This is a genomic window from Comamonas sp. (genome assembly GCF_009360615.1).
In the GTDB taxonomy this organism is placed as follows: domain Bacteria; phylum Pseudomonadota; class Gammaproteobacteria; order Burkholderiales; family Burkholderiaceae_C; genus Comamonas.
Map to the genome: position 1 here is coordinate 37,754 of NZ_SPEY01000113.1, position 22,285 is coordinate 60,038.

Below are 22,285 nucleotides of genomic sequence, written 5' to 3' on the forward strand. Positions count from 1 at the left end.
TGTGCCCGGACGCCTTTGCCGTCACGGGGGCTGCATCAGCCGCCGCCGAACCAGTTGCAGCCCTGGTCTTCCCGGCAGCCTTGGTTGAAGCTATTGCTCTCGAAGATGGCCTTGATGTGCTTCGGATTCTTGCAACCAAGCTGGGTGGGCGTGCACCGCGTCGAGGGATAGCCGTACCCGGGCGGCAGAGGTTGCCCATCCCGGTCGAGCGCCAGCACCGTCCGAGGATGCTGCGCCGTCGTCTTGTCGATGCCGGTGGCGTAGCCTTCGAGCATCCCAAGCCCATGGAGCGGGCACCGAGGCCTGCACCGACGGCACGTCAACAATCACCAAAGCGTGCGCCACTCCATTTGCCGGTGGCACTCCGGCCTTCCGCACCGCTGTGGCGTGCAACCTGCGTGTACTGCGGCAATGCACGCAACTCCTGAAGCGTCCAGGCCGCATGAGGAGCAGCGAGTGCGCAACCAGCACGACCATGAGAAGGTGAGCGGCAATGAAGCCGGCGATGGCTGCCATGCCGCAGACATGGATACGCCTTGCCATCCAAAGCTCGGAGAGCAGCGGGAACCGCACCGACTCCCAGATCACGAGACGGCGGAGCACCGGCAACACCAGGTCCACAACGGCAATGAGCGAGGCTGCACGCTGCTGCGGGTTGCAATGCCCCGGGTCCGCATCACCCCGCGATATGCCGACGGGAAAGGCAAAGTCATAAACAGGTGAGGCGCTATCGGTTCGCCAACCGCTCATCGCCGTGGCCAGCACAGCTGCCGCATTCAGCCGGTGGCTGCAAAGAGACACTGCGTTTCGTCGGTAGTTGGGTGAAGAACCGCATGACTGCATGGCTCTGCCCTCCGGGTTTCGAAATCCTCACCGAACATTCAATGGTTCGTGATATCTCGGCAGCAAAGGTTGAGGATCTGATGCGCCCCATTTTCCAGTTCGGCGTTCGGCGGTTGCTTTCCATTGCGCTCACCCAGCAAGAACTGCTGGGCATCGGCAGCGCGCGCCACTTTGGCCAGAGGACGCTCTGCATCGGTCGACAGGGACGGCTTGGCTGATTCCGAGCGTTGTGCGCTGCAGTGCGAAGAAGGCCCGAAGGGGATGGCCATGGACCCGGGGCGATGGGGCCGTGGCGACGTAATGAGCATCGCATCGACCGGCTGCTGCGGGGCGATGGCGACAATCGCCGTTCGACCTGGGCCAGCCTCCGGCGGTCTCAACGAATCATTGCAGGGTGACGGCGCTGCCGGAGAAGGAACGACATCAACGAAATTCGAAGTGCTCCCTGTGCAACTGCCAGGACGCCGATGGCAACGTTTGCTTGAGGGCTTGCTCCAATTGCCGGCCCATGGTCGCAGGACCGCAGAACCAGACCTGCAGCGGTTTGTCGGCTTGATAACGCTGAAGCACCTCTTTGGGCGACCAACGACGTCCGTCGGCAAAGATGTCCAGATGCACATCGGGATGGAGCGCCACAGCGTCCTTCAGGGCTTGGGCAAGAGGATCGAGTGCATGCTGGCAGGCGTATTGCAGACAGGCCTGGGGCGCATGGCCGTCGTCGTGAAGCTGGCCCAGCCAGGAGAGAAAAGGGGTCGCGCCGACACCGGCACCCACCCAGACGTGCACGGCACCGTCGTCGTGATCGGGAGGCACGAAGCGACCATAAGGCCCATCCAGCTCCACAACGGTGCCGGGATGCATGCGTTCAGGCAGGCCCCGAGTCCAATCGCCCAACTGCTTGATGTGAAAGCGCACGAGGTGATTTTGCTGGTCCGCGTCCGACAGCGTGAACGGATGAGCCTCTAGCTCCCCCGCCAGACGCAAAAAGGCGAATTGCCCCGCGGCATGACCCGGCCAGGAATCCTCCATGCGACATTGCACTTCCAGCACATCGCCGAGTTGCGTGCACGATAGCACGGTGCCCGTGTGAGGATAGCGCGGGCGCAGGTCTCGCACCAGTTGGATCACTGCAGCCACGATGCCGAGAATCATCGTCAACGCCAGCAGCCAGCCCCCCACGCCTCCCCAGTAGCCAGGAGGAGTCAGCACAATGCCATGGAACACCAGCGACAGGTAGGCCAGGGGCATGAATCGATGCAGCCAATACCAGCGTTTGTAGGGAACTGCGCGACGCGCAAGCGTAATGACCAGCATCAGGATCAGCGCATAGAAGGTCCACTCGCCCAATGTCTTGGCATAAGGCTTGAGGATGCCGACCCACTCGGGTGCCGCGACTTTGGCCAGTCTGCCTGCGCTGCCGATGACCGTCGTGATCAGCGACTTGGACTGCTTGGCCACCCAATGGGCCAGGCTCAGTCCAATGGCAATGATGCCCAGCCATTTGTGCAACCGATAGGCCTTGTCCATGCCACCCAATGGCGACTCCACCCAGCGGGGGCGCAAGGACAAAACCATGATGGCCGTCATGGCCCCCAACGCCAAAATACCGGTGAGCAGCATGCCTTCCTGCCGCATCACCCACAGCAGGTCACCTGGCGGTGACGGTGACAGCCACAAAGCCTCCACTGCCCAGATCACAAAGAAAGAAGCAAGGACAAGAAGAATGGAACGGCGCAAGACAGCACTCCCGTTAAATCAGTGACCGGTGGAACCAGGCGTCGGAACAGGTATAGGGACGACACGGGATTGGACGCCGCACACGGCACAGTGCTTTCGAGTCTGTCGGTGACATGTTCAGATCAATGCCAATGTGCCAGACCTTGGAGGCTTGTCTTTGCTGCACCACATCACCTGACGCCACCACCGACTGCCTGCAGAGGCGAGGTCCGCCCGGCCCAGTGTACCGATGTCGCATGAAAGGCAACTTTGACGGACGTCACTTGGCAATCATTCTGACATCCATGCGACTCGTGATGAGTGCTGTGAAATTCGAAGAGGCATTCAGTGCTGAAAACCGGGCAGACACTTTTTGGGGCGATGACGCAGCGTTGTGGAACATCGATGCAACAAACTTCTCTTCGCGGGTTTGTCCTGTCCCCGTAGACACCCTGCATTCGTTCCCTCCCACTTCCCGGACCTGGCCGCACATGCACTGGAGCCACATCGGAGGCATTTCCCTCCATTGGCCAATGCGCCAATTCAGGCACACTGTTATTTGTAACAATAAGTCGCCTGGTACCTTTGCGACCTACAGACTCCAATGGCTTATTCAACCGACAAATCACGCGCCCCGCCTTTGTGGGGACCCAGGCCGTCCTCGTCACTGGCCGATGAAGCCCGGCATTTAGAACGCTGGCGCAAACGCACATGGCAGCTGCACGCTTCAGTGCTCATAAGCCATCTATATGCCTTCACGCTGTTTCTCGGCCACTGCTGGGCCGGCTATGTACCGCTGCATCCGGTGCTGATGTACGGGCTCTGGATCAGCGCAGGGATGGCGTTCATCACCTGGGCCTACGCCAGTGGATGGAGCCAGACTCAAAGCGACCCGGGCTTGTTCTTCTGGCACCAGTTGATCGCGGTGACGGGGGTGTTGGCCTTGCTCGTAGCGGCGCCCAAAGTCGCCTTTCAGGCGCTGGTCATGCTCCTGGTATTCAGCACCGACGGCTTTCTCGCTCCCCGCCGTACCAGTTTCTGGATGACCTGGAGTTGTGCGCTTGTCGCCATTGCGTTGGCTGTTTACAGCGTAGGGCCGCAGATGCAGATGACCACCGACACATTGATCGGACAGTTCCTGGTCGTGGGCGTGATGCTCGGAGCGGTCATCCGTTGCAGTGTCCTGGTCACGTACTTTCGCAGCATGCAGTACCGACTCAGCGCAAGCAATGAAAAACTGGCGGTCGCGCTCAAGCACATTGAAACCTTGGCACGTAACGATGACTTGACCGGACTGTCCAACCGCCGTGGAGTCATGGAACGACTGCAGCAGTGCATTCATGCGGCTCAACGCCGGGATGCCCCTTTTTGTATCGCGTTGCTAGACATAGACTTCTTCAAACAGGTCAACGACCGCCTTGGTCATGACATCGGAGATCAAGTGCTGAGAGCCTTTGGAGACGTGCTGACTTCACAGACCCGCATCACTGACTGCGCAGGCCGCTACGGGGGCGAGGAGTTTCTTCTGGTGCTGTGCGATACACAACTGCACCAGGCGGAAGTACTGCTGGAGAGAATCCGGGCATGCGCAGAATCGTACCCCTGGTCGCAGTTGGTCAATCAGGAGCTGAGCGTGACATGCACGCTGGGCGCAACCCAGTACCAAAAGAGGGAAACTGCGGAAGCGCTCATCTCCCGCGCGGATAGGGCCATGTATCAAGGCAAGGCTCTAGGCCGCAACCGCCTGGTTCTCGCCTAGTACTTGCCCTTGCCGGGCTACTCTGTGCATTCTTGCCACCGTCGGATTTTTGCACATCATGGTCCGAGACTTCTCCTTCCGGGATCGTGAATCGGCCGGATCTCTCGACACAGCTGCCAAGCTCAGGCAATGACGGCTCTCGAACTCTGAGCGATTCAGGCGGTCCATCAATACATGCTGCCGATGAGCGTGAACATCGCGATGACGCCAGAGATTGCGCTGTGGGCTTCAGGCCTTGTCGCATGCGCGCTTGATGAGCGGCCATCGGAAGGGCATGCACCAAAAAGCTCACGCTTTTGGCGTGAGCCCCGCTTGTTGCAGGTCGAAGAAGATTATTTGCGTGGACGGGCCAGAGCCACCCCCAGCGCGCGACCGCCCAGGGGCTGATCGTTCAGCATCTGGATGGCATTCTGGGCTTGCTCCTGGGAGCCCATTTCAACAAAGCCGAAGCCGCGCGAGCGACCGGTCTCCCGGTCCGAGATGACGTCCGCAGAGATGACTTCACCGCAGGCGCTGAAATGGGCGCGCAAGGCATCGCCGTCGATGGAATAACCGAGATTGGTAACGTAGAGATTGGATTGCATCGTGTTCTTTCAAAGAGTGCCCATGCATTTCGGCGGTGAGCGACTTGGAGGTTGGGTGGGTTAACGGCGGCGCTTGAAGGCAGGAGTGCCCCCTGGGGCGGCACCAGCGCGTGGAGCAAGGTGGCGAAAGGTCACTCGTCCTTTGTTCAGGTCGTAGGGCGACATCTCGATGGTCACTTTGTCGCCCGCCAGCACGCGGATGCGGTGCTTTCGCATCTTTCCGCCGCTGTATGCGATGAGCTGGTGACCGTTTTCCAGAGTCACGCGAAAACGTGCGTCTGGCAGCACTTCGTCAACGCGACCCGACATCTCGATGAGTTCTTCTTTAGCCAAAATGTCTCCTGTGAGAAAAAAATTCAGCCGCTCAGTTCAGCCTTTGGCTCAGAACCATGTTCCGTCCTTCGGTCAGGGCGTAGCTTGAGGCGAGCGACTCGTCGGAAAACTGCGGGACAAAGCGAATGACGCGGTCATAAGTGCCGCGGCGAATGGAAACGGCAGCCAGGAATTTGCCGCTGGTGCTCGGCTGTGTCAGAGGGGTGACCACGTAGCGGCCAATCTGCTCTGTAATGTTCTTGTGCAGCATGTAACGGACGGTCACACGCACGAATGCGCAGACCATCAAATGAGAAAGGGAAGGCCCTCTCAGGATGCAGAGGGGCATCGCAGATCCATAAGGATGTTCAGGATCTGGGGGAGTTCGCCTGGAGGGGAGTGACCACCGCGTGCTCAGCGAGAAGAGCGGCTACCTGCGGCCAAGGGGCGGCATTGGTGTCAGACAGGCGCTGCTGGGGCGAACGGCCTTGACAGCGGATGAGTCCAGTATAGGTGAAGTGAAAGACCTTTGGTTTACAACATCCGGGTCAGCAGCCGGGACCGGGCATGAGCCAGACCCACGCCCTGCTCTGTCGAACACGAAATCGATGGAACGGTGCGCTGCAAACTTCTGCCGCAGGGCAACCGTTCGGAAATTCACAGAGCCACCGGCCCATGAGCAAAACCCGGCAGTCCACGACATCGTGGAAGCCCGGCAACGAGCCGCCTCGGGGGAAAGAATGCGCCCCCCACCCCGCCGACCATGCGGAGCCCGTCCCGACGGGCGGGCGCAAGCGCGAGAACGACTCCGCCGGAGCGTGGGCTTCTTTCTTCAAAGTCCGAGATATTTCTCATAGATGAGCGGACTGGGCACACCCGCTACGGAGACGAAAGTGATGGCGTGTACGAACAGCACTGCCGCAGCTTGCGCGGTTTGCAAGGAGGCAAAAACAGCACAGTGATCACTCTGAATCGCTTTGCTGCGCCCCTGCCTTGCATATCCTGAGGCCAGACAATGCACCTGTCGGCCCCTCGCCCAGCTGATGGCTTCGGCCGATATCTGAAAACCATCCACTTCACGATTTTCCATTGGCTTGCCCCAGACACCTGCGACGCGCTCGAGGCAGAACACCCGATTCTCGGGAGTCACCGCACGCAAATTTCACCACCACGCCGCAGCCTACCGCTGCGCGCCTTCCTCCTGCAGGGAGCCAACGCCAAACAGACAGAAGATCGCTGCAGCGAGCGACCCGGCTGACGCCTGAAAGGCCCCCCTCAAAGCCTCCTGCGGCCACGGATATGCCCTCGCGCTGCCTGCAGAAGCGCATTTCCATCATGCTGTCAGGATCGCTCCTGTCACGACCATAGCCACAACTGCGACAGCCCCTGAGCACGGAAGCCACGATGCACGCCCGATCACAGGCCGCAAGTTCTCCATGCCGTTTGCGCACGGCACGACGACGAAGAGCACTCAGGCTTACGGCGACACGCCGGGCAGCCCGGCCGTGAGACATGTCGACGGAGGACAGAGGACACGGCCGATGGGCTCGGGGCCTGAGACCGGCTCACGATGAGGCGCCTGAGCCCGATCACCCGCTCCAGGACGACGACGGACAGCGAGCAGCCGTTGGGCCATGCCGTTCGCAGCCGCGTGCCGTGGTGTCACGGAACTTGAATCCCTCCCACCCTGCCTGGGTCCGCAGGCGCCTACGCATTGCGCCGAGGACAACGGTCTCGATGCCGAGCACCAGTACGCCGCGAAACCCACGCACCATCCCGGTACTGGTGCTTGCAAAATGGCTCCCTGCAATCGGGCAGCGCTGGCCGGTCTTCGTGCGACCCGCTTGCAATATGCACAATGGATCCGGCACCCCATCCCATTCCCAACAGCGCTCAGGCTGGCGCGCTGCCCCCGTTTGCTGCGCAGCGATACCGCGTATCCCGGAGTGCTCGTGCGGCTGCACCCGGTTGTGATGCCGCAATGGCGGCGGCGCCGGATCAACCCGCCACGGCCAATGAGGAGGCATGAATCAACGACGGTTTTGCGGTACTCAAATCGCGGCAGAACTCATATCGCCCCTGGGCATGGCTTCGGTCTGCTCACGCACTTGCCAGCTGTGGAGTGCCGTGGCTGCGGCATGCCCGTCAGGCATATTTTTTGGCACCGGACACACAAACCACTGCAAGCGAAGTCACCACAAGCATCGACCCGTTCACGGACTCGTTCAGGAGAAGGGCTGCAAGGCCCAGGCCCATGAACGGCTGAAGCAATTGCAGCTGACCCACTGCCGCTATGCCCCCCTGAGCCAGGCCTCGGTACCAGAACACAAAACCGATCAGCTGACTGAAGAGTGCCAGATAGGCAAAGCTGAGCCATGCATGCAGGCCGACATTCGCCAACGTCTGCGGAGTCGTCAACAGCGCAAGAGGCAGCATCACCGGCAACGACAGGATGAGCGCCCAGCTGATGACCTGCCAGCCCCCGAGCTTGCGCGACAGGCGTGCGCCCTCTGCATAGCCCATCCCGCATGCGACGACGGCGGCCAGCATCAGCAAATCACCCGTGAGGGATGCCTGCCCATCTCCCATTGCCGCATAGCCTGCAACCACCGAAGCCCCCACCGCCGAGAAGACCCAAAACAACGGCCGAGGACGCTCTCCGCCACGGATCACCGCAAAGGCTGCGGTGCACAGCGGCAGCAATCCGACGAACACGATGCAGTGCGCTGAAGTCACATGCTGCAGCGCCAGGGCCGTCAGCAACGGGAATCCGGCGACAACGCCTGCCGCCGTGATGGCCAGTGACGGCAGATCTGCCAAAGCGGGCCGCTGCTCGCGCTGACCAAGCAAGAAGGCCCATCCCACGAACGCCGCAACTGCAGCACGCGCACATGTCAGAAACGTGGGATTCAAATCAGCGACGGCTACGCGAGTGGCAGGCAACGACCCCGCAAAGATGGCGACGCCAATCAAGCCGTTGACCCATCCCCCCATACTTCTTTTCATTCAAGGCTCCTTGATACAGCCTTGAGTACATCATGATGACTGCTGGAGACCTAGACACAGCACAGTACAGATTAAAGAAACTGTCATCTAGAAAAACCAGTAAAGATTACGAGCCGCCGTGCCCGACCGGGACTGAAGCCGATCGATGCAATGCTCGGGAGAGGACCGTGAAAATGCGCTCGTCTGCGCACTGTGCGACGTTGAAACGCAGAAAACTGCCTGAGGACTGGGACAGGCTGAAGGAATTGCCAGGCGCGAGCACCACGCCCTCGTCGAGACAGGCGCGCGCAAGAAGGGCGGCATCGACCCCCTCCGGCAGCCTGCACCAAAGAAACATGCCGGCCTGCGGCATCAACGCGGGCCTGATCCCCATTCCTTGCAGACGGCAGGCGACCTTTTCCATCTGCACCGACAGCCGCTGGCGCACTGTTTCCATGTGCTTTCTGTAGCCGCCATCCGTCAGCGTCTTCAGGATCAGGTCCTCCGCCAGACGTCCTCCACCAAATGTCGTGGCGATTTTGAGGTCGACCAGCGCATCAATCCAGTCGGGGCGAGCAGCCAGGAATCCGCAACGCACGGACGCCGATACCGTCTTTGAAAGGCTGCCGATGTGGATGACGCGTGCAAGTCCGTCCAGCGCAGCCAGTCTGGGCGCATGGGTACTCTCGAAATCCGCAAAAATGTCGTCCTCCACGATCACCAGCTCAGAGCGGTCGACGAGCTTGAGGAGTCTGTGGGCGACCTGCGGGGAAAGCGTGGCTCCCGTCGGGTTGTGAATGCCCGAATTGGTGATGTAGAGCCTCGGTGAATGCGCTTGAAGTGCCTTTTCGAACAACTGCAGATCCGGCCCCTGGGCCGTGTAGGGCACGCCGATCGCCCGGACCTGATGCGCTTTGAGCAAAGCATGGAAATTGAAATAGCACGGGTCATCGACCAGAACGCTGTCCCCGGGCTTCAGCAGAAATCGAAATATCAAGTCTATGGCCTGCGTTCCTGATTCCGTGAGCACCAGTTGATCGGGTGATGCATCGATCCTCAGGGAAGCCATGCGCCTGACAAGAAACTGGCGCAGGGCCGGGTTCCCGAGTGGTGTCGAATACTCGGTCAGCTCAGACAAAGGGCCTCGCGCCTGTGACCGCAGCGCCCGCCTCAGTCCATCCTCGAACATCCAGGTCGTTGGCAGCCAGCCACAACCGGGCCGCAGCGATGCCGGATCGCTCTCCAGAGACTGACGCGACACCCACAGCGGGTCTACGGCACGGTCAAGCCTCGGGCCCAGCTTCATCAAGGCAAGCGGTGCCACCGGCCCGCTGACATAGAAACCGGCACCCGGGCGCGATACGACCAGGCCTTCTGCAGCCAGTCGCTCGTATGCTTGCACCACGGTGGAAACCGACATTTTCAACCGTCGGGCCTGCTGCCGGATGGAGGGTAGCCGCGTTCCCGGCAGGAGGCTTCGGGAGGCGATGCCTGCCCGAATGAGCGACATGACCTGAAGGATGAGAGTACCGCTGCGCGCCATTCGAATGTCCACTGTATTGGCAAGAACTCCATGACGGTATGGAGTCATTGTGATGGATTGTGCCCCATGGACTCCCAGTGCCAAAGAGCCTCCAGGCTCGGGCAGGCATCGCGCACCCGCTTCGCCTACAGCAGCGCTGCGGCCAGCAGAAACGGATTCAAGTCGCCCGGCGGCGGCGGGTCTTCCCCCGCCATTTGCCGCTCCCGTGCGTTCCTGCAGTCGAAAAGAGCAGGCTTGGTCCGATGGGGGGGTCTTCAGACCTGAATGAACGGACCGTGGGGAGTGCCACAGCGATTCGCCGGGCCTGCGATCTCGATCCTGCACGGGCAGATCCGGTCTGCGGCAGCTCGAAGGAATCGACGCAGCACATCCTCTGCCGGAGTGATCGCCCGGCACGCGGTTGTCGACACAGCGGACACCTGGGGCAGGTCCTGCGTCACCATGGTGAAGCGCCATCTGCCCTGAGATCCAAAGAGAAAACCCCGGCACGGAGGCCGGGGCTTGGAATTGGCGCCAGGGGTCAAGCCATCTTTCAGTGCTACAACCAGAACCCAGCGCTCTGCATCTTGCCTTTGGAATATGACAGGCAGATGGCAAGCGTTGCAACCCGCCGTCCGTGCTTGGAAAAAGCGGCCCTTCAATGCTTTCCCACCGGCCTGACGCAGGCCGTGCAGCCTGCTGTCGCGTGCCGCACCTCGCTGGATGGCCTTCGTCCTCCGACCCCGGTGTACATGGCAGGATCCGTGCCCGCCGCCTGCCCGCGCGATAACCTTCAATGATCGAGGTGAATTTGCGAATGAGTCTCGTTTGCATTCATAATGCAGACATGGTGCAGCGAATCGCTGTACCGCCTCTTCATCGTGGGGCGCTGACAGGCAGGGGCTTGCAGCGTTTTAGCTAGCCAGCGGCCCTTTCCTATTAGCCAAGCCTTTTTTCCACGATCGCGCCTCCCCTCCAGCAGGAGGAACTCACCCGGCCTGCAATCCTTGCATGAATGCCGTCCGCCTGAATGCCAGGAGCTTTTATCTGTCTGGCCTCGCGCAGTGCAGCGCCCAGGCGATGTGGCGACTGCGCTGCTGGTACATGCCCAACACCATGCCTGACAGCGCAGCGATTCATTCCGATTTGCACATAAAGAAGCAATGCTTTATAATATTGCGATTGCTGCACGGCACTTGCCCCGTGCAGCATCATTCAGGCAGATCTCACGTTGCCCACGCTTGGCTCCATACCGCCAAAGCATCCCTGGCAAGAAGCACGAGCCACCCGCATGCGGCTGGCTTGTTTGATCCCGACCCCTCAGGGTCGGATTCCTTCATTTTTCATTGGTCGGCATGCCCTGCCCGGGTTGGTGCCGCCCGTTGACTCGATATGCACACAGAACAAATCACAGAGCGTGTCGGCAACTACATTGTGACTGCCCTCACCCAAATGACTCACTCCGGCAAGGTGGCCGCAGCGGTTTCCATCCGACGCGGAACCTATGACCGGATCTTCCGATTTATCCGCCAGTTCGACACCCAGGATATGGCCAGCAAATATGCCCTCGCCGAGGGGCGCAGCATGGTGCTGGACAACCAGTTGAACTGACCTTTTGTTGAAAGGAAATGTTTTGGCCAAAGAAGAATTGATTGAAATGCAAGGCAGAGTGGACGAGGTTTTGCCGGACGCCCGTTTTCGTGTAACGCTGGACAACGGCCACCAGCTGATTGCCTACTCCGGCGGCAAAATGCGCAAGCACCGCATTCGCGTGCTGGCAGGCGACAAGGTGACGCTGGAAATGTCTCCCTACGATCTGAACAAGGGTCGCCTGACCTTCCGTCATATCGAACGCTCCAACAACAGCTCCGCACCTCAGCAGCGCCGCCACTGAAGCCCGTGACCTGCGCTGGTGGACATCGCGCCAGCAGCCTCAGCACGAGCTAGGCGCAGGGCCGCACAGGCGTCCCTGAAGGTGGCCGGCCTGCGCAGAGGTGCGTGCAGGCAGGCTGCTGCGGAACAATGCCCTCGCATCCCGGGACAGTCTCACCGAATGTAGGGGCCCGACGCCTTTCGGTACCGCGTCAACTCCCGGCCGGCAAGCGGCCTTGGGCAACCCGCTTCTGCATGCGGGAGCACTCCTCACCCATACTCTCTTGCCCCCTTCTGTGCTGCTGCGCGTGGCAGCTGTCGTCCTTCTGCCAGCGCCGCTTTGCCTGCGCGCCTTTGCAGCACCCAGGGCCGTTCAGATGCAAGACACCGATGCAGTCCCCTGCGCCTGCCGACGCAGCCTGTGGCGGCTGCAGGCCGACCTGAAAAGCGTGCAAGGGGCCACTGCATGAACCATCTGCGGATGGCCGAGGTGGACGGCACCGCACATCGTCGCCCGCGCAACCCTTTCAGGCTCTGCCTGGCTGGTAGGCCGTCACCGGAAACCGCCCTCGACGGCGCAGACTGCCGGCAGAGCCTGCGGATTCCCTGTCAAGACAGTGGACGGCAGAACGCTATCAACTAAATAGCATTCCCCATAATTGCTTGCTTGGATATAAATATGAAGTAGACCGAAATGTATGCACTTCAATGGCAAGACGCTCTCTTTATGAGAATGAAAAGGCAGAGCGAAGGCCTGCGCCCCCCAGCCATTGCAGAAATCGCGCTCATGAATTGATACAGTCTCTTCAACACATTGCGCTTATGCTCTCAGCGTTTTGAACATCGATGCGGCCATGGCACAGGCCTTGGACTGCCCCACCCGGAATGAAGAAAATCCTTGCTCTTGTTTCCATCTGCCTTCCCGTAGCGCTGACTGCCATGCCGCTGACCAGTCTGGCACATGACCGCCACCACCATCACAAGCGTGAGCACAAAGAAGAGTACTGGGATGGCCAATGCAAGGTGGAGCGCAAGTGGAAGAGCAATGGCGAGTACAAGGAAAAGCGCAAGTGCAGGAACCGGCCTGAGACATACCTTGCGCCGCAGCCCATGTACATGGCACCGCCCCAGCCCGTCTATGTCGCCCCCTCACCGCAAGGGCTGGTGATCGATTCGCGCATCGTGCTCAGGCCCTGAGCCCCTATTCGTCCAGCAGGCTGACGGCCTCTGCCGCGATCAGATCCCAGACCAGATGCGCGACGGGAGATAACTCCCGCTGCTGACGCTTGACCAGCATGATGCTTCGCTGCACTCGGGGCACCAGAGGACGGCTGACCAGGACCGCTGCGTCAGCCGCTGCTGCGCCCGCAGCTGCAGGGGCTGCCCGCGCAGCCCAGGCCGAAGGAATGGCCAGACGCGGCACCACGCTCAAACCCAGACCTTGCTGCACCATGCTGTAGATGGTGGTCGTATGCCCGACCTCCTGCACCACCGATGCAGACGCGCCGTGGGACTGCAAGGCGGCATCGATCAGGCGACGACTACCCGATGCATGGTCCAGCAGTACCAGGGATTCGCCTGCCAGTTGTGCCCAGTGCACCTCTTTCTTGCGCGCAAGACCATGCGAGGAAAGACAGACCAGACAAAATGGCTCGGCCAGAATGGTCTGTGCATGCAGATCCTGTTTCTCGGACGGGTCGATCACCACGCCGAAATCCACCTCGCCGCTGCGCACACTCAGCAGCACATCGCTTTGAATGCGATCAAGCAACTGGATATTCACGCCCGGCGACTGCTGCCTGCCACGCGCAATGCATTGCGGCATCAGATGGGCCGAAAGCGTGGGACTGCTGGCCACCTTGACCCGGCCCTTGCGCTGTGTCGCCAAGCCCTGGACCTCCAGCAGACAGGCGTCCAGTTCCTCGAGCACGCGCGAGAGATTGCCCAGCAGCAGACGCCCCGCTTCGGTCAACTCCACTTCGCGCGTGGTGCGATGCAGCAGCAGCAAACCCATGGCTTGCTCCAGATCCGTCACATTGCGGCTCACCGCAGGCTGGGTCAACGCCAAGGCATCGGCGGCGCGGCTGAAACTGCTGCTTTGGGCCACTGCCACGAAGGCACGCAGTTGACGCAGGCTGATATTCATATAGAAAAATTATAGGTCTATCGAATAAATCCATTTCTCTTTTAAATGGATTGCGTGTCCAATACGCAGCCATCGCGCACCGACCCGGTGCCTTGCATGGATGGCTTCCGCTCAAGAATATGTCTCGCCCCCGCTTTGTTCCCGATAACTTCACGCTGGCCCTGATTGCCACCGTCGTCCTCGCCAGCTTCCTGCCTGCATCAGGCCAGGCGGCTGAATATGTGGAATTCGCCACCACCGGCATCGTAAGCCTGCTGTTCTTTCTGCACGGCGCCAAACTCTCGCGCCAGGCCATCCTGGCAGGTATAGGTCACTGGCGCCTGCATATCTGGATCTTCATCGCCACCTTTGTGCTGTTCCCTGTTCTGGGGCTGGTACTGCGTCCGGTGCTTTCGCCCCTGGTGACCACCGAGATGTATGTCGGCGTGCTGTTTCTCTGCACCCTGCCGGCCACCGTGCAATCGGCGATCGCTTTTACCTCCATGGCGCGAGGCAATGTGCCTGCTGCCGTGTGCAGCGCATCGGCCTCCACCTTGCTGGGCATTCTGGTCACACCGATTCTGGTGAGTCTGATCCTGCACATGAATGCAGAAGGCGGTGATGCATTGCATGCGATTGGCAAGATTGCCATGACGCTGCTGCTGCCCTTTGTCATAGGGCATCTGATGCGCCCCTTGATTGGCGGTGTCCTGCAGCGTCGCGCCGCCATCATCAAGCTGGTGGACCAGGGCTCTATATTGTTTGTGGTCTACGCCGCCTTCAGCGCCGCAGTCATCAGCGGTCTGTGGAAGCAGACGCCGATTCCCTCGCTGCTGGGCTTGATCGTGCTGTGCTGCCTTCTGCTGGCCGCCGTGCTCTTCGTCACCACCTGGGGCGCACGCCGCCTGGGCTTCAGCAAGGAGGACGAGATCACGCTGGTCTTCTGCGGCTCCAAGAAAAGCATGGTCAGCGGCATCCCCATGGCCAATGTGCTCTTTCCGGCTGCCTCCGTCGGCGCGATCGTGCTGCCGCTGATGCTGTTCCACCAGATCCAGCTCATGGTCTGTGCAGTGCTGGCGCAGCGCTATGCGAGGCGCGTGCAGATTGCCGACCAGCGCACGTCAGAATAAGACCGGTCGACCCGTAGAAAGGGGCGCCTTGAGCGCCCCTTTTCTGTTTTTGAAGATCTTCCGCTTCAGGCTGCCAGCGTCAGCGCATTGTGTTTGTGAAGCAGCTTCGAGGTTTCTGCGTTGACGGAATCGTTCACCATCACCTGAATCCCCAGCCCGGTTGCCGTCTCCACGATGGCCTGCAGCAAATGCAAGGCACCGGGACTGTGAGCGGCCTGCTCCGAGAATTCGCTGCCCAGCTTCACATAGCGCAGCGGCAAGGTGTGGAGCTTGGTCAGCCCCGTGGGCTGCTGATCCAGACGGCGCAGGCCCACGCCGACACCGGCCAGTGCCATGACACGGCAGAATTCAGCCACCTCTTCCGGATAGGCCGTCAGTCCATGCGCATCCAGCTCCAGACAGAGCAGGGACAGGCAATGCGCCCACTTCGGCGTGCTCAGCTCTTCGCGCAGCCGCCCCAGGAAGTCGGGCTGGGCCAGCGAGGGCAAGGAGATTCGAACGACCAGCTCGCACTCGTTCTGATGAAGCCATGCCACCCCGAGGGCGACCGCTCGCAAATCGAACTCGGCCGACAGGCCCAGGCGCACGGCGACCGGCAGGAACAGCGATCCCATCAGGGTCTCGCCGGAAGCGGTGCGCAGCGAGAGCGACGCTTCGCCACGCTCCTGCATCCCGTTGCGGCCCTTGAGTTGCAGGAGCTGAACGGACAGGGACAGCGCGTCTTCCGCCTCCAGGGCCGCAATCAGCATCTGACGCCACAAGGTTTCACCGGCCAGATCCGAGACCACTTCGTCATCCCCGTAAGCCACATATTCCACCTCGGCCTGGCCCGAACTCTCGGCCCGCATCAGACCGTAGTCCAGCCGTGCAAGCACACCGGTCACCGAGCTAGATGCGGAGTAATCGGTCAAGGCAAAGCTCCATCGGCACCACTGACCACTGCTCAGGGTCACCCGCATGGACAGCAGCACCTGCCGGATCTGCTGCACCAGCGACATGGCCTGAGGCCCGGCCATGGCCGGCATCAGAACCACAAAGTCCGAGCCATTGAGGCGGGCCAGTTGAGCCTTGCAGTCGGCATGGCTCCTGAGCACCTGATTCACCTGCTCTCCCATTGCCGCCAGCCAGGCATCGGCGCTGGCTCGGGACATCTGTGCATTCAGGGCCAGCAGATCGCGCTGGCGAAACAGCATCACATGACCATGCGCGGCCAGACCATCGGCCCCACTGAGCGCACGACGCAGCTCATTGACGAAATACTTGCGATTGGGCAGCTGGGTGACCGGATCGCGATTGACCTCGAGTTCCAGCGACTCGATGCGCGCCATTTGCTCCAGCGCCGTGGCCTGCACCCGCTCACGGGTGTCCGCAATGGCACTGAGCACCGGCACCAGCTCGGCAACCACGGCCCTGGCGGGCGGCACCACTGCCGCAGTGCCGGACTGGCTGCCGATCGCCTGTACCTGGGCCGAGATTTCCTGTTGCAAGACCTTGCGGAACCACCTGAACAGCAGCACCACAAAGACAGCCCACGCCAGCCCGGCCAACACGACCACCCCCGCCAGACGAACGCTGCTGCTCCACAGCGCCTGGCTGGCATAGCTGTGGTCCACGACCAGCGTCAGCTGACCGACCTGCTTCCAGCCATCGCTGATCACACGCTCGGCCTTGGGCGAGCGCAGCGGCAGCATCTCGACAAACCACTGGGGTGCTGCTGCACCGTGCCTGGACCTGACAACAGAGCCATCGCTCGCGCTGCGATCACGCCGGCGCTCGAACAAGGTCTCACCCTGGGGTGAGGCCAGGCGAATCAGCTTGAACTGCCCGCCGTCGAACAAGGCCATCATCAGCAGCTCCTGCGTGACGGGGTCCTGATTGGCCGGCTGCGACAGTGACAAGGCCAGTGACGACGCGGCATTCTCGCTCTCGGACTGCAACTGTCCTTCCAGATACTCGCGAGCAGCACCAATGCTGAATGCCAGGGTGCCGATCAGGATAGCCACAATGGCCACCGTCACGCTGATCAAAAGCTGTTTCAACAACGACATTTTGCTGCCTTATCTGTGTCGGCCGTTCAATAGGGCTTCGCTACCTGCACCAGGGAAGATGACCTTCATGGCAAAAAACCCTCCTGCTTCATGCGCGCCAGCAAATCCCGCCAGCGCGTTATTCGATCCACCGAGGTGGTCTGTGCACCCGCGACATACACTCCCTGGGCATTGAAGCTGAACACGGGAGTCAAATCCCTGCGCTGGCTGGCCGGCATGATGTTGTCCAGCAGACTGTCCAGCACCAGCGGCTCGGCCGCAGGCGTCTCGTAATAGCCCAGCACCATATGCGCAATGCTCTGCGTGCTGCCCACGCCGCCCAGGCGCGCCCGCACATAGATCAGTCGCAGTTTCTCGACCGCCACTCCCAGGCGCAACAGCGAGAAATACTTCCCGATCACATAGTCCTCGCAGTCTCCTGCCCCCTTGCCCAGCGTCTCCAGCGGCGTAGCCCAATAGTCCGGCTGGGACCAGAGCATGCTGTCCTCCGATTGCAGCACGGCGCGATTCCAGAAGGTATTGACGGCAGACAACTGCTGCTGCAAGGGCCGGTCTTTCTGAGCCTGCAGCATGGCCAGCCACTGATTCAGCCTCTGGACGCCTGCGCCGCCATAACGGGCCTGCATGCTGCTTTGCAGCCGCTCCGCGTCGAAATCCAGCGCAGCGGCGTCAAACCCGCGCTGCAGCGCCCAGCTACCGACAAGCGCCGAGCCATAAAAAAGCATGCGCCGGCGCGACAGGCGCTGCATTTTTTCCACGGAATGTGGAAACAGTAGGCTGGGCGAAGTGCTCAATCGAGTGCCGGGAAGAGCAAGCATCAAGACAAGATTTTCTTGAATGCCTGTAGATATTGTGATGGCCGCTATGGATCCTGATGGCTCTATCCGAACACAGCCAGGATCCGATGCCCACAAATGTAACCAATCATGCAAGCTCTGGAAACGACCTGACGATCGCGCCCGGCAAAGCGGCAGCAGACTTGATGACTCAAGACGGTTGCCGCCCTCGCCGGAGCCCTTCTATCAGGTGTGGTCGATCTTGAGCTTGCCCTGGTCAATCAGCTGCTTGATCAGCGCATTCTGGTCATGGCTCGAGCCCACCAGATCCACACCCTCGACCAAAATCTTCTGGTTGAAGCCATTGCCATTCGCATCGAGTGCGCCGGCCGTCGAGACCTTGATCACGGTATCGATGGTCTTGCCATCGGCTTCGGTGCGGGTCTCAAGGTGCAGGAACTTGCTCAGATCATTCGAGGCCTCTTCCCCTTGCAGCAGATCGGCCAGATCGAGCGCATCGTTACCCGAGGCACCGAAGTTCTTCACCACATCGGTGACCGGACGCGACACCGTGCCCGCATCGCCCTGATGCCAGATGAACAGGTCGTCTTCGGCCGTGCCCAGCAGCGAGTCGCCGGACGAGGTGCTGAGCACTTCATGGCTGCCGGTATCGGTAGCCATGCGGGAAGCCGCCAGCGTCGTGGCGCCCGGTCCGGTCGCGTCGATGCTGATGTCCAGGCTTGCCGTATCGGTATCGCCATCGGCCTGCGTCAGCTTGTAGTCGAAATGTTCGACCTTGCCTGCTCCGGCTGCGCTCGCGGTCGGGGTGTAGGTGTAGGAGCCGTCGGCCTTGATCAGCAGCGTGCCGTAGCTGCCGGTGATTGTCGTACCGCCCGATGCCGCGTTGACCCAGCTCGAACCGTTGAACACCGACAGCGTCGATGTCTCGCCCAGCGTGCCCAGCGTATCGTTGGCTGTGAGCGATCCGGTGACGGCCGTGCTGGTCCAGACAATGGTGTCCGGGTTGGGAACGTTGGCCGTGAAGTCATCGAACGTCACCGTGGCATCCGTGGTGTTGCTGTTTCCCTCATGCACGGTCAAGAGAATGCGATAGGTCGCGTCCGCTTCAAGTGCTGTCGTGGTGTAGGTGCCCGTTCCGGTAATGACGCCGGAGTTGGCTTGCCCGGGAACCGCAGACCAGGTTACCCCGCCATCGGTGCTCTTGTAGAGCGTCCAGTTCACAAAATCATTGGGGTTGCTCGCATTGCTGAAGCCTGTCACCTTGAACTGCAGCGTGGTCCCCGCCACGGTCGAGGTGTAGGTCGGCGTGACCAGTTGCGCATCGCCCGAGCTCGAGCCGTTGTTATCCCTGAGCACCAGCGCACTGTTGCTGACAGCTGCATCCAGCGTCGAGCCGACGAGTGACGTCGACAGCCACTTGCCCTGATCGGAGCTAAGCACGCTGTTGCTCGTCAGGTTCTCTGTGTTCTTGTCCACCGTCGTCGTACCGTTCACGAACTTCCAGGCATTGCTGTCGTTGTTATTGAACGTCGCCAGCGTCGTCGTCGACGGCGCAGTCGCCACGCTCTTCGATGTCAACGTTGCGCTGTTGGTATCGTCGACTGCGTCCGGCTTGCTGGTGAAGCTCGCGCTGCCGTCCGCCGTGCTGCTGCCGTCGGAAGCTACTGCAACGACCTTGATCTCGCTGACTTGCACGTTCTCAGGGACGGTCATATTCAGACCGGTGATGGTGACAGCCTTGGTAATGGGATCAATGCTCACCGAGTAACTGCCGTTGCTGACCAATGGCAAGGACCAGTGAGTCGCATCTATCTGGGTTCCAGCCGACAGCGTGACGCCCTTTGGCACTTCCACAGTCACCTTCGTGATCGTCTCGGAATAGTCCATATCCTGAGGAGTAGCCGTGATCGTGACCGGATATGTCGTTGCCGTCGTGTAGGTCACCTTGTTGATCAGATAGTCGTCATCCACACGCGGTGCGTCAAAGACGATCTGGCTGATCGTGTTTCCTGCGGGCACGCTCAGCTTGAACTGCGTGTCCACCTTGTCGGTGCCGCCCTTGACGAATCCATACAGACCGCTGACCGTATTGACAGAGCCGTCTGCGTTGTATCCCAGTACAACGGGCTTTTTCGCCTCGTCAAACATTTGATAACGCGCCCACTCTCCCGAAGCCAGCCAAGCAAACTGCACCGTGATTGCCGTCACCGGTATATTGAATTGAATCGCCAAAGATTCAGAACCTGCCGAGCTGCGGCCAATTTCAGTCGAATCGCCGGACGCCGCGCCAACCACGCCAAAACCATCGTGATCCGTTCCGGTCACGACACTCACCGTCCCTTTCGAGCCATTGATGTTGTAAGCCGTCACGGTGTGGCCCACATTGGAGCTGTTCACGCTGGTCGCAGTGATCGACGTGGTGACAGGCGTCGACCCTGCTCCCACATTCACGGTAACCAGGGGGGTATCCGCAACGGGAGTCACATTAATGTCCAGCGTGCTGCTGACGCCTGTATTGGTGGTGTAGGTCACGGTCGGAACCTTGCCACTCCAATCGCTGCTTGGCGTAAAGACATAGCCGCCATTCGCTGCCACGGTGATTGTTCCCACCACCTTGCCGGCATCCATCACATTCACCGCAGTGCTGCCCACACTGTAGGTCGCTCCGTTGACGGTAAAGCTTGCAACGGCAAGAGTTCCACCCAGGGCATATCCCTCATCGTTGAGCAGCACATTGCCGGAGACAGCCTGGTCCTCGGTGGTCGTGCTTATGTCAGGGAAGGCGTCGTTGACTCCGTTGATGGTGATGGTGATGGTGCTGGTGGCCGTGCCGTCAGCGGAGGCGACCGTGTAGGTCTCGACGATGGACTGGCCCGCCTTCAGGAACTGCACGGCGGCATTGTCGACCTTGTAGGTGTAGGTGCCGTCGGCGTTGATGGTGACAGCACCCAGCTGGCCGCCTGCATACGTGCTGCCGGTGAACTTGAGGCTGCTGGTGTTGAAGGTGGACTCGCCGCTGTCGGCGTCGGCGATGGTCACCGCGCCGCTGACGCTGAGCTTGCCGCCGGAGACGCCGGTGTCCTCCGTCACCGACCTGGCATCGTTGGTCACCTTCGGCACATCGTTGGTGCCGGTGATGGTGATGGTGATCGGTTGAGTGGCCGTTCCGCCCTTGCCATCGCTGACCGTCACGTTGATGGTGTCGGTCACCTGCTGACCTTCCTTCAAACCCTGTACGCCGGCGCTGCTGTTGTTCAGCGTGTAGGTCCACTTTCCCGTCGAATCGACAGTGAAGGTTCCGTAGGTGCCTGCGCCGCTGTTGCTGACCGCCCAGGTATGCGTATCGCTTGCATCGATGTCCGTCTTGGTCAGTTGACCCGTGGCAGTCGATGTGCCGTCTTCCTTCACCGCACCCGTGGCCGTGCCGGAGATGGTCGGGGCGTCGTTGGCCCCCGTGACGGTGACCGTGATGACCTGCGTGGCCGTGCCGCCGTGGCCGTCGTTGATGGTCACGGTGATGGAGTCCTGCACCTGCTGGCCGGCGGCCAGGGCCTGCACCTTGGTGCTAGCGTTATCCAGGTTGTAGGTCCACTTGCCGCTCGCATCGACAGTGAACGTGCCGTAGGTGCCCGCACCGGCGTTGCTCAACGACCAGGTATGGGTGTCGTTGGTATCGACATCCGTCTTGGTCAGTTGTCCCGAGGCCGTCAGCGTGCCGTCTTCGGCCACTGCACCCGTGACGACGCCGCCGATGGTCGGAACGTCGTTGGTGCCGGTCACGGTCACTGTGATGACCTGGGTGGCGGCTCCCCCCTTGCCGTCGCTGACGGTCACGGTGATGGTGTCCTGCACCTGTTGGCCATCCGCCAGTGCCTGCACCTTGGCGCTGGCATTGTCCAGCGAATACGTCCACTTGCCGTTCGAGTCAACCACGAACGAGCCATAAGTGCCCTTGCCGCCATTGCTGAGGGACCAGGTATGCGTGTCGGTGGCATCCACATCGGTCTTGGTCAACTGTCCGGTGACAACCTGAGTGGCATCTTCCTTGACACTGCCAGAGACCTGGCCGCCGATGGTCGGCGCATCGTTGCTGCCGGTGATCGTCACCGTCACGACCTGCGTGGCCGTGCCGCCGTGGCCGTCATCGACGGTCACGGTGATGGAGTCGGTCACCTTCTGGCCTTCGGCCAGGGCCTGCACCTTGGCATCGCCGTTGTTCAGCGAGTAGGTCCACTTGCCGGTCGAGTCCACGGCAAACGTACCGTACGTACCCTTGCCGCCGTTGTTCACGCTCCAGGTGTGCGTGTCGGTGGCGTCGACGTCGGTCTTGGTCAGTTGACCCGAGATGCTGCTTTGGGCGGCATCTTCGGTGACTGCGCCTGTGGAGGCGCCCGAGATGGTCGGCGCGTCGTTGCTGCCGGTGATGGTCACCGTCACGACCTGCGTGGCCGTGCCGCCATGGCCGTCATCGACGGTCACGGTGATGGAGTCGGTGACCTTCTGGCCTTCGGCCAGGGCCTGCACCTTGGCATCGCCGTTGTTCAGCGAGTAGGTCCACTTGCCGGTCGAGTCCACGGCAAACGTACCGTACG

Annotated in this window: 18 protein-coding genes; 6 read left to right on the top strand and 12 right to left on the bottom strand. The window is 60.9% G+C overall.

What is annotated here, in order from left to right; all coding sequences use genetic code 11:
• Positions 1–35 precede the first annotated feature (35 nt).
• Entirely contained in the window at positions 36–275 is a 240-nt protein-coding gene (locus E2583_RS23480; protein ID WP_291599193.1) for a molybdopterin-dependent oxidoreductase, read from the bottom strand.
• A 558-nt stretch (positions 276–833) separates the two neighbouring features.
• On the opposite strand from E2583_RS23480, the gene E2583_RS23485 reads away from it, so the two are divergent.
• Entirely contained in the window at positions 834–1,061 is a 228-nt protein-coding gene (locus E2583_RS23485) for a hypothetical protein (protein WP_291599195.1), read from the top strand.
• A 205-nt stretch (positions 1,062–1,266) separates the two neighbouring features.
• Here E2583_RS23485 and E2583_RS23490 read toward each other — a convergent pair whose 3' ends face one another.
• Positions 1,267–2,463 carry a ferric reductase-like transmembrane domain-containing protein gene (locus tag E2583_RS23490; protein WP_291599197.1) on the bottom strand — a complete coding sequence of 399 codons (1,197 nt, stop codon included), beginning with the start codon at positions 2,461–2,463 and terminating at the stop codon, positions 1,267–1,269.
• Positions 2,464–3,163: 700 nt separating this feature from the next.
• Here E2583_RS23490 and E2583_RS23495 point away from each other — a divergent pair.
• Positions 3,164–4,318, top strand: a complete 1,155-nt coding sequence (locus tag E2583_RS23495) for a GGDEF domain-containing protein (RefSeq protein WP_291599199.1) — start codon at positions 3,164–3,166, stop codon at positions 4,316–4,318.
• Between the two features lie 332 nt (positions 4,319–4,650).
• On the opposite strand, the gene E2583_RS23500 is transcribed toward E2583_RS23495, so the two are convergent.
• From E2583_RS23500 to E2583_RS23525, 6 genes are all read right to left on the bottom strand, one after another.
• Positions 4,651–4,902 carry an RNA-binding protein gene (locus tag E2583_RS23500; protein WP_291599201.1) on the bottom strand — a complete coding sequence of 84 codons (252 nt, stop codon included), beginning with the start codon at positions 4,900–4,902 and terminating at the stop codon, positions 4,651–4,653.
• 60 nt (positions 4,903–4,962) lie between these two features.
• Positions 4,963–5,238, bottom strand: a complete 276-nt coding sequence (gene infA, locus E2583_RS23505) for a translation initiation factor IF-1 (protein ID WP_291599232.1) — start codon at positions 5,236–5,238, stop codon at positions 4,963–4,965.
• 28 nt (positions 5,239–5,266) lie between these two features.
• Positions 5,267–5,485 (bottom strand): hypothetical protein, encoded by a 219-nt coding sequence (locus tag E2583_RS23510; RefSeq protein ID WP_291599203.1) that lies wholly within the window; start codon positions 5,483–5,485, stop codon positions 5,267–5,269.
• Between the two features lie 561 nt (positions 5,486–6,046).
• On the bottom strand, positions 6,047–6,304 hold the full coding sequence (locus E2583_RS23515; RefSeq protein ID WP_291599205.1) for a hypothetical protein: 258 nt from the start codon (positions 6,302–6,304) through the stop codon (positions 6,047–6,049).
• 1,055 nt (positions 6,305–7,359) lie between these two features.
• Complete coding sequence (locus E2583_RS23520; protein ID WP_291599207.1) at positions 7,360–8,220, bottom strand: DMT family transporter; 861 nt, start codon at positions 8,218–8,220, stop codon at positions 7,360–7,362.
• Between the two features lie 106 nt (positions 8,221–8,326).
• Entirely contained in the window at positions 8,327–9,742 is a 1,416-nt protein-coding gene (locus E2583_RS23525; RefSeq protein ID WP_291599209.1) for a PLP-dependent aminotransferase family protein, read from the bottom strand.
• Between the two features lie 1,413 nt (positions 9,743–11,155).
• Between E2583_RS23525 and E2583_RS23530 the strand changes: the two genes are divergently transcribed.
• The 3 genes from E2583_RS23530 to E2583_RS23540 all read left to right on the top strand — a co-directional run bounded on the left by E2583_RS23530 (position 11,156) and on the right by E2583_RS23540 (position 12,790).
• Positions 11,156–11,332 carry a hypothetical protein gene (locus E2583_RS23530; RefSeq protein WP_291599211.1) on the top strand — a complete coding sequence of 59 codons (177 nt, stop codon included), beginning with the start codon at positions 11,156–11,158 and terminating at the stop codon, positions 11,330–11,332.
• A 22-nt stretch (positions 11,333–11,354) separates the two neighbouring features.
• Positions 11,355–11,615 carry a translation initiation factor IF-1 gene (gene infA / locus E2583_RS23535; protein ID WP_291599213.1) on the top strand — a complete coding sequence of 87 codons (261 nt, stop codon included), beginning with the start codon at positions 11,355–11,357 and terminating at the stop codon, positions 11,613–11,615.
• A gap of 863 nt (positions 11,616–12,478) precedes the next feature.
• Complete coding sequence (locus E2583_RS23540) at positions 12,479–12,790, top strand: hypothetical protein (RefSeq protein WP_291599215.1); 312 nt, start codon at positions 12,479–12,481, stop codon at positions 12,788–12,790.
• 4 nt (positions 12,791–12,794) lie between these two features.
• Here E2583_RS23540 and E2583_RS23545 read toward each other — a convergent pair whose 3' ends face one another.
• The gene (locus E2583_RS23545; protein WP_291599217.1) at positions 12,795–13,739 is read right to left on the bottom strand and encodes a LysR family transcriptional regulator; all 945 of its coding nucleotides are present in this window, start codon (positions 13,737–13,739) and stop codon (positions 12,795–12,797) included.
• 119 nt (positions 13,740–13,858) lie between these two features.
• Here E2583_RS23545 and E2583_RS23550 point away from each other — a divergent pair, with 119 nt between their 5' ends.
• Entirely contained in the window at positions 13,859–14,848 is a 990-nt protein-coding gene (locus tag E2583_RS23550; protein ID WP_291599219.1) for a bile acid:sodium symporter family protein, read from the top strand.
• Positions 14,849–14,913: 65 nt separating this feature from the next.
• Here E2583_RS23550 and E2583_RS23555 read toward each other — a convergent pair whose 3' ends face one another.
• The 3 genes from E2583_RS23555 to E2583_RS23565 form a co-directional block, all read right to left on the bottom strand.
• The gene (locus tag E2583_RS23555; protein WP_291599221.1) at positions 14,914–16,896 is read right to left on the bottom strand and encodes a LapD/MoxY N-terminal periplasmic domain-containing protein; all 1,983 of its coding nucleotides are present in this window, start codon (positions 16,894–16,896) and stop codon (positions 14,914–14,916) included.
• A gap of 65 nt (positions 16,897–16,961) precedes the next feature.
• The gene (locus tag E2583_RS23560) at positions 16,962–17,645 is read right to left on the bottom strand and encodes a transglutaminase-like cysteine peptidase (protein ID WP_291599223.1); all 684 of its coding nucleotides are present in this window, start codon (positions 17,643–17,645) and stop codon (positions 16,962–16,964) included.
• A gap of 273 nt (positions 17,646–17,918) precedes the next feature.
• Positions 17,919–22,285, bottom strand: a 4,367-nt coding sequence (locus tag E2583_RS23565; RefSeq protein ID WP_291599226.1) for a VCBS domain-containing protein, incomplete at its 5' end; no start/stop codon positions are given.

What these genes read in the sequence shown, in the direction of transcription:
- E2583_RS23545 (WP_291599217.1), bottom strand. Translation starts at nt 13,739, where the DNA reads ATGAATATCAGCCTGCGTCAACTGCGTGCCTTCGTGGCAGTGGCCCAA.
- E2583_RS23540 (WP_291599215.1), top strand. Translation starts at nt 12,479, where the DNA reads ATGAAGAAAATCCTTGCTCTTGTTTCCATCTGCCTTCCCGTAGCGCTG.
- E2583_RS23515 (WP_291599205.1), bottom strand. Translation starts at nt 6,304, where the DNA reads ATGGAAAATCGTGAAGTGGATGGTTTTCAGATATCGGCCGAAGCCATC.
- E2583_RS23550 (WP_291599219.1), top strand. Translation starts at nt 13,859, where the DNA reads ATGTCTCGCCCCCGCTTTGTTCCCGATAACTTCACGCTGGCCCTGATT.
- E2583_RS23555 (WP_291599221.1), bottom strand. Translation starts at nt 16,896, where the DNA reads ATGTCGTTGTTGAAACAGCTTTTGATCAGCGTGACGGTGGCCATTGTG.
- E2583_RS23500 (WP_291599201.1), bottom strand. Translation starts at nt 4,902, where the DNA reads ATGCAATCCAATCTCTACGTTACCAATCTCGGTTATTCCATCGACGGC.
- E2583_RS23490 (WP_291599197.1), bottom strand. Translation starts at nt 2,463, where the DNA reads ATGCTGCTCACCGGTATTTTGGCGTTGGGGGCCATGACGGCCATCATG.
- E2583_RS23480 (WP_291599193.1), bottom strand. Translation starts at nt 275, where the DNA reads ATGCTCGAAGGCTACGCCACCGGCATCGACAAGACGACGGCGCAGCAT.
- E2583_RS23525 (WP_291599209.1), bottom strand. Translation starts at nt 9,742, where the DNA reads ATGGCGCGCAGCGGTACTCTCATCCTTCAGGTCATGTCGCTCATTCGG.
- E2583_RS23520 (WP_291599207.1), bottom strand. Translation starts at nt 8,220, where the DNA reads ATGAAAAGAAGTATGGGGGGATGGGTCAACGGCTTGATTGGCGTCGCC.
- E2583_RS23485 (WP_291599195.1), top strand. Translation starts at nt 834, where the DNA reads ATGACTGCATGGCTCTGCCCTCCGGGTTTCGAAATCCTCACCGAACAT.
- E2583_RS23495 (WP_291599199.1), top strand. Translation starts at nt 3,164, where the DNA reads ATGGCTTATTCAACCGACAAATCACGCGCCCCGCCTTTGTGGGGACCC.
- E2583_RS23510 (WP_291599203.1), bottom strand. Translation starts at nt 5,485, where the DNA reads ATGCTGCACAAGAACATTACAGAGCAGATTGGCCGCTACGTGGTCACC.
- E2583_RS23560 (WP_291599223.1), bottom strand. Translation starts at nt 17,645, where the DNA reads ATGCAGCGCCTGTCGCGCCGGCGCATGCTTTTTTATGGCTCGGCGCTT.